General features: G+C 44.2%; 12 protein-coding genes and 1 pseudogene. 9 read left to right on the top strand and 4 right to left on the bottom strand.

The window, feature by feature from the left end; all coding sequences use genetic code 11:
* Positions 1–86: 86 nt before the first annotated feature.
* Entirely contained in the window at positions 87–1,637 is a 1,551-nt protein-coding gene (locus tag FTW16_RS14980; protein WP_146491662.1) for a DHA2 family efflux MFS transporter permease subunit, read from the bottom strand.
* Positions 1,638–1,640: 3 nt separating this feature from the next.
* Positions 1,641–2,705 carry an HlyD family secretion protein gene (locus tag FTW16_RS14975; protein WP_146491661.1) on the bottom strand — a complete coding sequence of 355 codons (1,065 nt, stop codon included), beginning with the start codon at positions 2,703–2,705 and terminating at the stop codon, positions 1,641–1,643.
* Between the two features lie 128 nt (positions 2,706–2,833).
* Here FTW16_RS14975 and FTW16_RS14970 point away from each other — a divergent pair, with 128 nt between their 5' ends.
* From FTW16_RS14970 to FTW16_RS14960, 3 genes are all read left to right on the top strand, one after another.
* Positions 2,834–3,736, top strand: coding sequence for a LysR family transcriptional regulator (locus FTW16_RS14970; protein WP_146491660.1), 903 nt, complete (start codon positions 2,834–2,836; stop codon positions 3,734–3,736).
* Between the two features lie 286 nt (positions 3,737–4,022).
* Complete coding sequence (locus tag FTW16_RS14965; protein WP_146491659.1) at positions 4,023–4,556, top strand: YbhB/YbcL family Raf kinase inhibitor-like protein; 534 nt, start codon at positions 4,023–4,025, stop codon at positions 4,554–4,556.
* A 40-nt stretch (positions 4,557–4,596) separates the two neighbouring features.
* Complete coding sequence (locus tag FTW16_RS14960) at positions 4,597–5,394, top strand: helix-turn-helix transcriptional regulator (protein WP_146491658.1); 798 nt, start codon at positions 4,597–4,599, stop codon at positions 5,392–5,394.
* Positions 5,395–5,402: 8 nt separating this feature from the next.
* Here FTW16_RS14960 and FTW16_RS14955 read toward each other — a convergent pair.
* A pseudogene (locus tag FTW16_RS14955) lies at positions 5,403–5,594 on the bottom strand (MFS transporter); the annotation flags it as partial.
* Between the two features lie 112 nt (positions 5,595–5,706).
* A complete protein-coding gene (dsdC, locus tag FTW16_RS14950) occupies positions 5,707–6,648 on the bottom strand; it encodes a DNA-binding transcriptional regulator DsdC (RefSeq protein ID WP_146491657.1) in 942 nt (313 codons plus the stop codon).
* 255 nt (positions 6,649–6,903) lie between these two features.
* Between dsdC and FTW16_RS14945 the strand changes: the two genes are divergently transcribed.
* The 6 genes from FTW16_RS14945 (at position 6,904) to FTW16_RS14920 (ending at position 14,138) form a co-directional block, all read left to right on the top strand.
* A complete protein-coding gene (locus FTW16_RS14945) occupies positions 6,904–8,235 on the top strand; it encodes a D-serine ammonia-lyase (protein ID WP_146491656.1) in 1,332 nt (443 codons plus the stop codon).
* Positions 8,236–8,396: 161 nt separating this feature from the next.
* The gene (locus FTW16_RS14940; RefSeq protein WP_146491655.1) at positions 8,397–9,170 is read left to right on the top strand and encodes a hypothetical protein; all 774 of its coding nucleotides are present in this window, start codon (positions 8,397–8,399) and stop codon (positions 9,168–9,170) included.
* 296 nt (positions 9,171–9,466) lie between these two features.
* Positions 9,467–10,489 carry a tryptophan--tRNA ligase gene (gene trpS / locus FTW16_RS14935; RefSeq protein WP_146491654.1) on the top strand — a complete coding sequence of 341 codons (1,023 nt, stop codon included), beginning with the start codon at positions 9,467–9,469 and terminating at the stop codon, positions 10,487–10,489.
* Between the two features lie 399 nt (positions 10,490–10,888).
* Positions 10,889–12,943 (top strand): M4 family metallopeptidase, encoded by a 2,055-nt coding sequence (locus tag FTW16_RS14930; protein ID WP_146491653.1) that lies wholly within the window; start codon positions 10,889–10,891, stop codon positions 12,941–12,943.
* A gap of 191 nt (positions 12,944–13,134) precedes the next feature.
* Positions 13,135–13,521: a VOC family protein gene (locus FTW16_RS14925; RefSeq protein ID WP_409994451.1), complete on the top strand. Its 387-nt coding sequence runs from the start codon at positions 13,135–13,137 to the stop codon at positions 13,519–13,521.
* 137 nt (positions 13,522–13,658) lie between these two features.
* On the top strand, positions 13,659–14,138 hold the full coding sequence (locus FTW16_RS14920; protein ID WP_146491651.1) for a hypothetical protein: 480 nt from the start codon (positions 13,659–13,661) through the stop codon (positions 14,136–14,138).
* The last annotated feature ends 280 nt before the right edge of the window (positions 14,139–14,418 follow it).

The following is a 14,418-nucleotide window of genomic DNA, read 5'->3' as shown; positions in this document are numbered from 1 at the left end:
ATAAGCTTACCTCTCAATTTAATTGTTCGAGTTTTTATTCGAAATATTGTTCTTTGCTTGAAGCTCTATTTAACGAAACTCTAGCGCTAATCACGCATATTAAGAATCAACACAGCGGCTAACGCCAAGAATGCCGTCATCATTAAGAACACATCGTTGTAAGCCATGATAGCGGCGTCACGTTGCATGGTGCCAAGTAGGCTTGCTTGCGCTTGTTGCATCGCAGTCGCGGCATCACTTCCTGATTGAATAAAGAATGCTTGCTGGTCTTTGAGGGTTTGCCAACCTAATTGACTCACAGAAGGTAGCGACTCTTTGATGTGTGCAAGATGCTCACGGGTTTTGTTATCCAGCAGCGTAGCGATAATCGCAATACTGAACGCGCCACCTAAGTTACGCATTACGTTAGTTAAGGTCGAAGCGTCAGGGGTGTCCATTTTGCTGATGTTCTTCATAGCAACCAAAGACAGCGGAACCATAATAAACGGGCTACCAATAGCACGTAGAACCATAGACAAAATCAGCTGTTGCCCGCCAAAATCAATTGTCATGTGTGTATTTACGTAACAACTGAAACCGAACATCGCGAAGCCAAAGGTAACCAAGTACTTAGGCTTAATGATCTGTGTTAGTTTGGGCACAATTGGGAATATCAGAAGTTGTGGGAAACCCATCCACATTAACACTTCACCAATTTCCATCGCGTTATATTGCTGAATTTGAGTGAGATACATCGGCAGAACATAGATAGAGCCAAGCAATGCCATCCCTAGAATCAAATAGGCGATACAGGACATCGCAAACTGCCCATCACGCAATAGCCGCAAGTTCACCAGTGGCTTTTTGTGTTGCAGTTCGTTTATTACGAAGTACACCAAGCTCACCGCAGAAATAATGCTAAGTGTAATGATAAAACTTGAGCTGAACCACTCTTCACGGTTACCTTCTTCTAGAACCACTTCTAGACAACCTAGTCCCAGCGCCATGGTCGCAATACCAAACCAATCGGCTTTTTTAAGCGTACCAAGGTCAAGCTTTTCATCTTCCAAGCCGTATCGAATCATGGTGATCACGAGTAGGGCGGGTGGAATATTGATGTAGAAAATATAGTGCCACGAGAAGTTCTCAGTCAGCCAGCCACCAAACGTAGGACCAATCGACGGAGCAAACGTTGCGGTGACACCAAACAGTGCCATACCCACAGCGCGCTTGTTGACAGGTAGTAACTGTATCACCAGAGAAAAGGCAAGTGGAATTAAAGCGCCCCCACTAAAGCCTTGCATCGCACGGAACACGATCATCGAGGTCATATTCCATGAAAATGAACATAACAAAGATGAGAGGGTGAAGATGGCCGTCGTCCACGTGATATATCGACGTTTACCAAGCGCTTTTGAAAGCCAACCACTGAGTGGGATAGCGATCATCTCTGCGACCAGATAAGACGTAGATATCCACGAACTTTCATCTAAGGTGGCAGAAAGCGCACCTTGAATGTCTTTGAGAGACGAGTTGGTGATCTGAATATCCAAGATCGCCATAAACGCGCCAATTAAGCCGCCAAATAGGGCGATCCAATGGCGTCTTGAAACCTCTCCATCATCATTGGTTTGGGTGACAACATCAGCGTTACTCATGGTTTAGCCTCGTTTATCGATGGTCGCGACCACAGACAAACCAGGAAGTAGTCGACCTTTCAACTCTTGCTGATCAGGAATAGTAATTTTCACTGGTACACGTTGAACGATTTTAGTGAAGTTACCGGTCGCGTTTTCTGGTGGCAGTAGAGCAAACTTGGCGCCAGTTGCAGGGGAGAAGCTGTCGACCACGCCTTCAAGTGGTTGCCCCGGGAACGCATCCAGTTCTACTTCAACCGTCTGACCTTTGTGAATGCCACTTAGCTGTGTCTCTTTGAAGTTGGCTTCAATCCACACTTGGTTGTTTGGTACCAAACTCATAAGTGGTGCACCAGCTTGAATCAACAAGCCTTCACGTACACTGCGTTTACCAATGACGCCATCAGTAGGTGCGTAGACTTTGGTGTAGTCAAGGTTTAGCTGTGCTTGATCTTGCTGTGCCTGAGCTTCTGTTACTGAGGCTTTGGCTTGTTCAATTTCGCTAGCAATAACGAAGAGTTGGTCATTACTTGCGACAAGGTTGGCTTTCGCTTCTTCTAAGTCTGCAAGGGTCACTTTTTGTTGAGCGACCATGCTATCGACTTCATCTTGAGAAGCGTAATTGCGTTTTAACAAGCTGCGAGAGCGCTGCACCTGTTGGATAGCACGTTCATATTCTGCTTGTGCGGAATCGACGCCACTTTCTGCTTGGTTTATTTTGCTACGTTGTAACGTCTGTTGGGCGATTAAGTTCTTTACGTCGGATTGTACGACGGATAAATGGGCATTAGCTTGAGCGAGGGCTGCTTGGTAATCACGGTCATCGATTTGAACTAATAAATCACCTTCTTTAACCGATTGGTTATCACTCACGTAAGACTTAACAATATAGCCTGATACTTTAGGGCTAATATTCGTGATGTCGCCTTGTAGATAAGCATTGTCGGTAGATTCAAAGTACTGACCATAGCCGTACCAGTATCCGGCGCCAGCTAAACCCAATGACAGCATGATCGCAGTAGCAATAAGCGGAGCTTTTTTACGTTTTTTTTTGCTTACTGTTTGCGAAGCGTTGTTGTTCTCTGTCATTTTTTATTTCTCATTTTGTTTTTATTTAGATGTAACGAATTGTAAATGAATTCGATTGATTGATAAGATAGGAAAAAAGGAAAACACTGTTGCAAAAATCTAACTAATAGCACTTTGGGAGAAGTACGATGGACTTAAATGCTGTGACTGTTTTTACGCAAGTTGTTGATTGTGGTAGTTTCACGCACGCAGCTGAGGCATTGAACATGACCAAGTCGACCGTCAGCCGGAAGCTAGACGAGCTGGAACAGCACCTAGGTGTGAGGTTGATCACTCGCTCGACTCGAAGTTTAGTCTTAACGCCAGAGGGGGAGAGCTTTTATCAGTCGAGTGTCCAGATGCAAGAGATCATGAACCAAGCTGAGTTAGAGGTTTCAGCCAATCAGGATTTGGTCAGAGGGCAGTTGAATGTTGTGTTGCCCGTCGAGTTGGGGCATCAAGTATTAGCAAAGTACATCCACAGCTTCCTAAAAGAGCACCCAAACGTGACTTTGAACTTAGAATTGACGAATCGAGAAGTCGACATCATTGCGGAGGGGATCGATCTTTACGCGCAAATTGGTGAGCTAGTGGACTCGAGCTTGGTTTCTCGCTACCTCACAACATCAAAGCGTGTATTGGTAGCTAGCCCTGAGTATTTAGAACAGTTCGGTGAAATTTCTTCGCCCAATGACCTTAAACCGCCATTTAGAATGATTGAGGTGGTTAACAAGGCGGCGCGTCTACCCAAGTGGCATTTACAATTAGAAGGCGGAGAGTCAATTTTGATCGATCTGCCGTGTCAGTTGCGGGTGAATACCATCACGGCATGCTTAACGGCATGTTTGGATGGGCTCGGCTTAGCGGTGCTTCCTGAATTCATTTGTCGTGAGCACTTTAAAACAGGTAAGCTGATCCGTTTGTTACCTGAATATGAGATGCCGGAAGTTTCAGTAAGCCTAGTGTATGCAGACAGGAAGTTGATGCCGAAACGTAAGAAGGTCTTTATCGCTTATTTACTGACTGCCTTTCAAAATGGGGACCATAAGTAGGGTGCGACTATTAGTTAGGGGCGAGTCTTAGTTAGTGTTAATCCATAACGCTAGTCATCTTCGTTAAAGGCTCTTTGGTAAGACTAAAGGCCTTGGAAATGACTTCTAACCTGCACGTCAATATGTGCTCTTTGAATAGCAATTGTTGAATGTTTTTTCAAAAATGGTGAAAAATGCAGTAAGTATCATTATGAAAGTGCTATTTGGCTAATTGTATACTTATTGTTATTCACTTGCGGGTTGCTCAGACTATACTGAGTTCATACCTAATCAGAGGAACACCATCATGAAAGCAATCACTAAATCAGTATTGGTAATTAGCATTTTATCTGTAGGCACTGCCCAGGCGTTTGAACTAACGAGTAATGACATTCAAGAAGGTCATCCAATGGCGAAGACCTTTGAATACTCAAGCTGGGGTTGTGATGGCGAAAACCTATCACCACAGTTGATGTGGAAAGATGCACCAGCAGGTACCAAAAGCTTTGCAATCACGGCTTATGACCCAGATGCACCGACTGAAAGTGGCTTCTGGCACTGGGTTGCGTTTGATATCCCTGCAACTGTGAACGAGTTACCTCGCGGTGTCGACATCTCTAAAGTCGGCGGCAAAGAAGGTCGTATTGATTACGGCACAGTTGGCTACGGTGGCGTTTGTCCTCCGGAAAAAGATGGCATGCACCGCTACCAGTTCACGGTTTGGGCACTGCCAACGGACAAACTTAACCTAGACGATAATACGCCGTCGGCAGTGGTTGGGTTCACGTTGAACAGTATGGCTTTGGACAAAGCGAAATTGACCGCAACTTATACACGTTAATAGCTTATACAAGTTGATAATAAGTAAACAAGGGGATGAGATGAATCATCAATATCAAGTGACGATCTTTCGTGCAGAGCAGTTACAAAAGCTGCGTAATGTGAGGATTCTATCCCCTAGTATCATTCAGATCATTACAGGCAGTAAGCGCCTGTTTTGGAAAGATTCGGCGGTAGAGCTCTCACATTCTGAGCTGCTGTTGTGTGAGGCATCAGCTTCACTAAGTTTTGAGAACATGCCCCGCAAAGGGCGTTTCTTGTCGCGAGTATTCAGCTTTCAATTCCAACCTTCTCAGGCGATGCTTGATTTAAGTGAGGAACGTTCGAATGATCTGGGACTGCCTACAGTGAAAGCGGATCGAAACTTACAAGACTCACTCAACGCGCTGTTCTCGTTTGATACACAGAGCATGAGCAAAGAGACTCAACAGTTTTGGTTGCAGGGCTTGTACCAGCAATTAGCTGAAAAAGCGGTGCTGCATCGATTGTTTGCCAGTGCCAACGTTTCGTTTAGCCAAAAGCTCAGCCATTATCTTTCACTCTCACCAGATGAGAAGCATCCGCTAGAGTCGGTGGCGGAGCGTTTTGCAATGAGCCGAGCCACGCTGATTCGAAAGCTCAAGTTGGAAGGTATGCAATATCGTGAGGTGTTGGCTGAAGTTCGGTTGAGTCATGCGCTTTATCTGATGCAAAACGGACAACAGAATGTAGCGATGTTGGCTCAGTCTTGCGGTTACCAATCGGAAGGGCGTTTTAGTCAGCGCTTTAAAGGGAAATTTGGTTTGTCGCCAAGTGAATACATCAAAACCGTCGTCAGCAATAGAGTCGCGACACCGTAACCCTTCTTGTTTGGCCCAAGCGCTAACGTTACTTGCCACGCTACGCCGCTTTTAATCATCTTCTTCATCGGCAGAGGTTTGTCTTGTTGCTTGTTATTGTTGGCCGAAGATGAGCGTTTTCTGATTTTAGGCAACCAGATCATCAAAGCTAATATTGGAAATACCAAGTTCATTAACAGCGCTAATTGCCAACCTGTCAATAACCTGAGAAAGCACCGGAGCTAAGCTCGTAAAAGGCCCGCGAAGGTTAAGTGCCAAGAATTCCCATATTCCACGTACTCCGTATTACTCACACGATCCGAACATACACACCTACATTTGATCTCTTTGCTCTAAAGCCCACTCAATAAACATTTTAACTTTTGGTGATTGGTGTTCTGACGGCGTCGCAAAATAATACTGTTGTTTGCACGTAACTGGTGGTTCAGCAAACGGTGCGATGAGCGTATTGTCTTTAAGATATTTCGATACAACGCTATATCGCCCAATGGCAATACCTGCATTGTTTATAGCTGCCAGTATCGCGAGATCTGAACGGTCAAACTCGATGTTAGAGTTTGAATGCACAGTGCTGAGTTTGTTCGCTTGTGCCCACACTTCCCATTCATTGCGGTTCGAATCGTAGTTCCATGCTTGGTTGTCATGCAGTAACGTTGCTCTATTGAGGTTCTCTGGTTGTTGATTAAGCCCGTGTAACTCAGCGTATTGAATGCTACAAACCGGAGTCATGCTCTCGTGCATGAATGCTTGGCAGAAAAGTTTATCGGGAAAAAGATCATCGAAGTAGATGGCAATATCGATACCGTGTCCTTGAAAGCTGATATTTTCATTACCCGTTAGCAGCTTTAATGTGATTGATGGGTAACGTTGTTTGAAGTCCGCTATCCGAGGTACTAGCCAACTCTGCGCAAATGTCGGTCGTGAATAGATCGTGAGTGTGCCCGATATTTCGTCGTTCTTAACATCTAAAATCTCTTGGTTTAGATCATTCAAGGTGCGGCTCAATGCGGCATAGATGCGTTTGCCTTCGCTTGTTAGAGCGATTTTTCGGTGCGCACGTTCAAACAGCTGTATATCCATTTCTCTTTCGAGCTTGTTGATACGATGAGAAACCGCACTTGGTGTCATCGATAATTCTTGGGCTGCAAGTGAAAAAGAACCATGTCGAGCCGCTACTTCAAACGTGTGCAGTTTTGACAGCTGGTGGCTGTTTAAGCGTTGATTTTTGGAGTACAGGTTGTCTTCGCTATACATGTCGTTAAGGGCACCTTGGTTCAAACAAGAGGAATTCGATACATATCGTGGAGGTCATATCATAGCTCTATCTATGAGTTATAGTTAATCATAACTTACTTTAGCTGAGTTAATTCTCGAACTATTAGGCCATAGATGAATTTAGTTCATGTAAGTGTGATTTTTCGTCGTTTGAACAAACACCAAAATCCCGTTTAAATAGGGTTACTAATGATTGAACCTGCGCAGTACGCGCTTTACCAGAGAAGGTCACCCATGACTGAATTGAATATCGATAAACTCATCTCAGATTTCCCATTACTTCAACAATTAATTGCATTGGAAGAAGTGGTTTGGTTTAACCCAAATGTGACGACTCTGGAGCGCGGTTTACCTTATGTGGGATTGGGCGAACAAGATATTCATGATGCGAGTTTGAGGTTACAAAGGTTTGCCCCTTATCTGGCGAAGGCATTTCCTGAAACTCATGTGACGAATGGCATCATCGAATCTGAGCTTATCGATATCCCTGCAATGAAGTTGGCATTAGAAGCTCATTATCAGCAGCCAATAAAAGGGCGCTTGATGATGAAGAAAGACAGCCACTTGCCGATTTCTGGTTCAATCAAAGCTCGTGGTGGTATTTATGAAGTACTTACGCATGCCGAAAAGCTTGCGATTGAAGCTGGATTACTGAGTGAGAGCGATGATTACAGCAAGCTGTTAGAGCCTGAATTTCGTGACTTCTTTAAACAATACAGTATTGCCGTAGGGTCAACAGGTAACCTTGGTATGTCTATCGGCATCATGAGTGCCAAGCTTGGTTTTACGGTATCGGTTCATATGTCTGCTGATGCAAGAGCGTGGAAGAAGAACAAACTGCGTGAGCACGGCGTTAATGTCGTTGAGTACGAACAAGACTACGGTGTTGCGGTAGAACAAGGTCGTAAAGAAGCAGAGCAAGACCCGCGATGTTTCTTCATTGATGATGAAAACTCTCAAACCTTGTTTCTCGGTTATTCGGTGGCAGGAGAGAGACTCAAACAACAATTCGAACAACATCAGATTATCGTCGACAAAGAGCACCCATTGTTCGTTTACTTGCCATGTGGTGTTGGCGGCGGCCCTGGTGGTGTGGCATTGGGTTTAAAGATGGCTTTTGGTGATGATGTTCACTGCATTTTTGCTGAACCAACTCATTCGCCTTGTATGTTGCTGGGTGTCCACACTGGTTTGCATGACGAAATCTCAGTCCAAGATCTTGGTATTGATAATTTGACTGCAGCAGACGGGCTTGCAGTAGGCCGTGCATCTGGTTTTGTTGGCCGAGCAATGGAACGCTTATTGGATGGTTACTACACATTAACAGACGAACGGATGTATCAACTGTTGCGTGAATTGAATCAAGCCGAAGGTATTCAGTTAGAGCCTTCTGCATTGGCTGGTATGCCGGGCGCAGTGCATGTCGAACACAACCGAGAATATCTGGAAAGGTTAGGCATAACTGAATCTACGTTAGCCAATGCAACACATCTTGTTTGGGCGACAGGCGGCGGCATGGTGCCAGAGGAAGAAATGGCCGCGTATTTAGCTAAGTCTTCGGTGTGAATCGGATAGAAAGGCAGGCGCTAACGGATGGTTTTCGAGTTTAAATGAAACAATAACTTGCGCAGATCGTTACCTAAAACACGGATTTTATAAATTAGACTTCATGCTTGTTATCACTGTCAGTTAGGTTGAGTGGCATTCAATTTGATAGGGATAGAGCGATGCAAGCACAACAGCCAAATACACCAGAAAAACTCTTACAACGTTTAGATGCCATTGGGGAGTCTTTAAGATCTTCAGGTAAGGCACATGTCTTGTTGGGGTTAGGTTCTGTCGGCATTGAAACGGAACGATTGGATCAGTATTCAGACATCGATTTCTTCGCGATAGTGCAAACGGGACACAAACAGTATTTCTTAGACAGCTTGCATTGGTTGTCTGATATCAACCCAATCGACTATGCCGTAAGGAACACCATCGATGGTTATAAAGTACTTTATGCCGATGGGATATTCTGTGAGTTTGCCGTATTCGAACCACATGAATTAGCGCATATTCCGTTTGCTGAAGGGCGAATCGTTTGGCAGGAAGCCGACTTTGATACTCAGTGTTGTGTGCCTCCAACAAAAGCTGCTACACAACCCAATTCTCAGGAATGGATTATAGGAGAGGCGCTCACTAACCTTTACGTGGGGATGTCTCGCTATAACCGAGGTGAAAAGCTTTCTGGGAGCCGGTTTGTTCAATCTTACGCGCTTGATCGTTTGATCGATCTTGTGGATCAAACTGAAAGCTCACAACCGGAATTTATCGATGAGTTTATGTCTGATCGAAGGCTAGAAGCGCGCTTCCCTAAGTTTGCTCAGCTACTGCCAACCTTTACTCAAGGTTACGAACGCACGGCGGAATCGGCTTTGGCACAGCTTGAGTTTTTGAATGCTCACTTCAACGTCAACCAAGCTATGTGCTCTAGAATTATTGATTTATGTAATTAATACATTTACTTACGATATTTATCTTCAATGGTTTCTGTTTTAAAACGCATCAAAAACTGGTTTCGGTACGTTAGTTTTATTACCTACCAATAAAAGGGTTGTCGTTAACCTTTATTGTTGGTAGGTTTTAATAATGAAATTTACTTCCGCTTCAACTTCAATCTTCTTTTGGTGGTGCTCTATTTAGAGCAGCACGGAATACTCACATTCTTTAGCTGCTGGAAGGTAGTGAAGAATGTCACCAAGAATGTCGTCTCTTTTTATCTCCAGTAGCTTTTATTACTTGGAGATACCTTATGAAAACACCTCAAAACACGAACAAACCTGAAATTATTCTGACTGGCGACCGAGCGACAGGCCCTTTACATCTGGGTCACTATGTTGGCTCACTTCAGCAGCGCACTTCGTTGCAGCATATTCACGACCAAACGATATTGGTTGCCGACATGCAAGGGCTTACTGACAACGCTCATAATTCTGCCAAGGTATCGTCTAACATTCTCAATGTGGTGGCTGATTATCTAGCGGTAGGTATCGACCCAACAAAAACCACAATCTGCCTTCAATCGCAATTACCAACACTGGCTGAACTTACCATGTTCTACAGCAACCTTGTGTCTATTGCTCGTTTGGAACGCAATCCAACCGTTAAAAGTGAGATTCAAAACAAGGAATTTGGTCGTTCAATTCCGGCTGGTTTTCTTACTTATCCGATTTCACAAGCGGCTGATATCACAGCCTTTAACGCGACTTTGATTCCTGTTGGTGACGACCAATTGCCGATGCTAGAGCAGACCAACGAGATCGTGAGAAAAGTTAACTCACTCGCGGGCAAGCCAATCTTAAATGAGTGTAAACCTCTGCTTAGCAACGCCTCTCGGCTTCCGAGTACGGACGGTAAGAGCAAGATGTCCAAATCAATGGGCAACGCTATCAACTTAGGTGCGACTGAGAAAGAGATTCGAGCAGCAGTGAAATCCATGTATACCGACCCAAATCATCTACGAATCGAAGATCCGGGCCAAGTAGAAGGGAACATCGTGTTTACCTATCTTGATGCTTTCCATACTGACGCTCACTACGTCAATGAACTAAAAGATCACTACCGCAGAGGCGGGTTAGGGGATGGCCAAACTAAAAAGGTATTGGAAGAGTGCCTGCAAGAGATGATTCGCCCGATAAGAGCGCGCAGAGCCGAACTGTTGGATGACAAAGCGCAACTCATCGATATCTTACGCCAAGGTACACAAGTCTCGAGAGAAAGAACCGAAACCGTGTTGTTTGATGTTAAAGAACTATTTGGCCTGAACATCTTGTAAGTTTCATCAGCGATTATTCTTCATCTATTCACATTTCATCCTTGACTTATTCATCAGACCACTGCCCGATAGCGATCTGATCTCGCTATCGGTTACCCGACCTGTGTGAAACTATCAAAGAGGTTATCGTTCACGTGACTTCTTTGGATTGGTTTTAATGCTTATTACTGTGCGATTTATCATTTCCTATTTATAGAAATAACACTTTAATATTTAGCTAAATATAAGATTTTAAATAAATTTTTGCGGTATATCTCAATTCGAAAGACATCATTAATTATGTTTTGAATTAATCTCACATATGCAACTGAGTTTGTTTCTTTATGTGCAATATCTATCGTTAAGATGCGACTTCATCTAGTTGGTGAATCAATAAAAACATAATTATAAAGGTGATGTATGCGTGGTGCACATTTACTAATGCTATTTCCGATAGCGTTTACTTCTCAAGCTGCCAATATTGTCGACTACTCGCAAGTCGATTTATCTACAGTACTCAATCAAACAACACAGGGTTTTACCGCTGTAAGCCAACCACTTGCTTACCAAGACGCAAGTCGAGTGAACACTGGTACAACAACACTCCTACGTAAAACACAACTTCACTACGGGATTCCGGTTTACGGTCAATCGGTAGTGGTTGATCTTTCTCAGAAGGGCTTTGCGAAAGCGGTTGATGGCCAAGTATTAACGGGTATTGAGTCAGATATTGGCTCGACACTGCCAATGATTAGCGCAAAGCAAGCTGTCGATATTGCAAAGTCACAGCACAAAGGGGTTGCCGCGGCGACTATTCGTGACCCTAACACCGAGCTTCTTATTTGGCTTGATGAACAGCAACAAGCGCGCCTGATTTATAAGGTCGATTTCTTGCAGACTCTGGGCATGGCACCCTCAAGACCGATTACGCTTGTTGATGCTAAATCGGGTGAGTTACTGGATCGTTGGGAAGGTATTGCGTTCATTGAGGCAGAAGGACCGGGCGGAAACCAGAAAAGTGGCCGTTATCACTTTGGCTCGAACACACAGTTTGGCGGATTCCAAGTCAACTCGTATTGCCAGATGGACAGCCAAAACGTTGTGACTATGAACATGAACAACCAACAAGGCTCAGGGCAGATTCATCAATTTAGTTGTAACGGAAATTACGGTAAGAACGTCAATAATTATCGCGCTGTTAACGGTGCGTATGCGCCAATGAACGACGCACATTACTTTGGCCAACGTGTGTTCGACATGTACCAAGATTGGTTGAACACACGTCCTATTCAACAAAAGCTTACTATGCGTGTTCACTACGGTTCGAACTATGGGAACGCGTTTTGGGATGGCCGTCAAATGACGTTTGGCGATGGTAACCAATCCATGTATCCATTAGCGACGTGGGACGTGATTGCTCATGAGGTGAGCCACGGCTTTACTGAACAAAACTCAAACCTTGAGTATCGTGGTATGTCGGGCGGAATGAACGAATCTTTCTCTGATGTAGCTGCTGCGGCGCTTAGTGAATATGTACATGGCACTTTCAATTGGAAGATGGGCGAGCATGTAATGAAGCATAGTGATGCGATGCGTTACTTCATTAACCCAAGTCAAGATGGTATGTCTATCGGTCACATCAACCAGTACTACAATGGCATTGATGTTCACCATAGTTCAGGGATCTTTAATAAAGCGTTCTACCATCTAGCCACGAGCAATAGTTGGGATATCAAAAAAGCGTTTAAGGCTTACGCAACCGCGAACCAACTTTACTGGACAACAAACTCGGATTTCCAACAAGGTGCCAACGGGGTTTGCAAAGCCGCTGAAAAGCTAGGTTATGAGACCTCTGCAGTGAAATCTGCGTTTAGCGAAGTGGGTATTAATGTACAAAACTGTGGCTCTGGTCAGCCAAATCCGAACCCTAATCCTCCAACTCCAACTCCAACTCCAACACCTGGTGTCGTGGAACTAGAGATAAACGTGCCAACACCAATTGTAAGCGGTGGCGAAGAACAGCAACAGTTCGTTCTAAAGAATGTACCTGGAAGTGATGCTTGGATTCAGACTTATAATGGTTACGGTAACGTTGACTTGTATGTCGCAATCGGCAGACCTGCGTCACTAAGCGACTACGATTGCTCTTCTACCAACTCAGATAACAGCGAATATTGCGGTTTTGGTGGTGTGCAGGGTGAAGATATTTACGTGCTGGTGGACGGTGCTCAAAGCTCAATGGATGCTTACGTTGCTATTAGCGCAGAGTTTGAATTCCCTCAGCCTGAGCCTCAACCAGAACCTGAGCCACAAGGCTTGTGCGATAACCTTCAAGAGTGGAACCCAAATTACTATTATCCAGCAGGTACGGTAATTCAATATTATGGCAATAGATTCACAGCGTCTGCGGATAACTGGGGAGCCGACCCGTTCAACAATTATTGGTACTGGGTATTTGAAGGTGCTTGTTACTAGCTAAAACGACTTACAGTGATTTAAGTTAGCTAAAACTGATGAGAAGGGAGCACAGTCTGTGCTCCCTTCATTCGTTCAAAGTGAGAGGTGAAGCTGTATGCTTATCTTGTGTTAGCACGTCCAACATTGGAGTATGTGGCTAAGGCTAATTCGCCATTCAGCACGCAATATTTAGTCACGACGACACAAGGATGATTAATTTGGAAATCAGTCATTTAGATCACTTGGTACTAACCGTTAAAGATATAGAGATAACGGTAGATTTCTATCAGCGCGTCTTGGGTATGAAGCCTATCCAATTCGGTGAAGGTCGCGTGGCGTTGTCATTTGGTAATCAAAAGATAAACCTTCACCAGTTAGGTAATGAGTTCGAACCAAAAGCAAAGCGCGTGCAAGCGGGCAGTGCAGACCTCTGCTTTGTTACCAATACACCAATTGTTGAGGTCGTAGAGCATATCCAAACGCAAGCAGTCGTGATAGAAGAGGGACCAGTACCGCGAACAGGTGCAATGGGAAAAATTGTCTCTGTTTATATTCGAGATCCTGATGGCAATCTGATTGAGATTTCGAATTATTAGGCTTAAGCGCTAAACCCGTACGCTTTTGTTTACTCTTTCAAAACTCGACTTTTCACGTTTACTCCGCTTATTACTGGATGTCATCAGCCAAATAAAATACAATCGAACAATGTTTTATTAACTCGTGATTTATCATTATGATGAGAAACTTACTCATATTCATCGTTAGCCTGTTCTTCTTAACAGCTTGTTCTTCAACGAATAATCATCAGCTAGACGACAAGACATTGAGCAACGAAGACGCTATGTCGAAAAGCGTAGAGAAAGAGGGTAATCTCGAGACTTCAATGGATACAAATGCTGAGACCAGCGGCGAATCTTCCCATGAACTAACCATTAGCGATGAATCTATAAATGGCCATGACGCAAACTCAAACCTTGATTCAAATAAAGGCACGAGAACTCACGCTAATGCAGAGCCAGAATCAGCGGATCCCTCTCAAGTAACAGCAACAGAAACAACTGAGAATGATGCTAAGAGTAGCGATGAAAAAGGTATCGGAAGCTATTTTATCCGTCATAACGAACCGACCAAGACGGTGATTAAATCATTAGAGGGCGTGACAGATGCATTGAACGTCATGACGTTTGGGATATTTGCCACGGGCCACGGTTGATCCGTTAACCAGAAAGCCAAACTAATAGATAGAATGAGACGTGAAGGCGAGCCAAATGGTTCGCCTTTTTTATATCAGAAACTCTACTATTAGCTCTGGTTGTAGCGTGTTGTCCGCTTGTTTATCGGCTTGAGTCACGGGACAGTCAGCAAAGTAGGTATTTGTTTGTTCTGGAATGGACTCGCCGTATTTACCGTGTTTGACTTGTTATATGCATCAAGGGTTTTAATACTCTTCCCAAAGTAAGCTGTGAAATCTAATCTTACAAAGACAAGCACCA

This window comes from Vibrio sp. T20 (genome assembly GCF_007858795.1).
GTDB lineage: Bacteria > Pseudomonadota > Gammaproteobacteria > Enterobacterales > Vibrionaceae > Vibrio > Vibrio satsumensis.
Note: the sequence above shows the minus strand (reverse complement) of the source record. Positions and strands in the feature narration are given on the sequence as shown.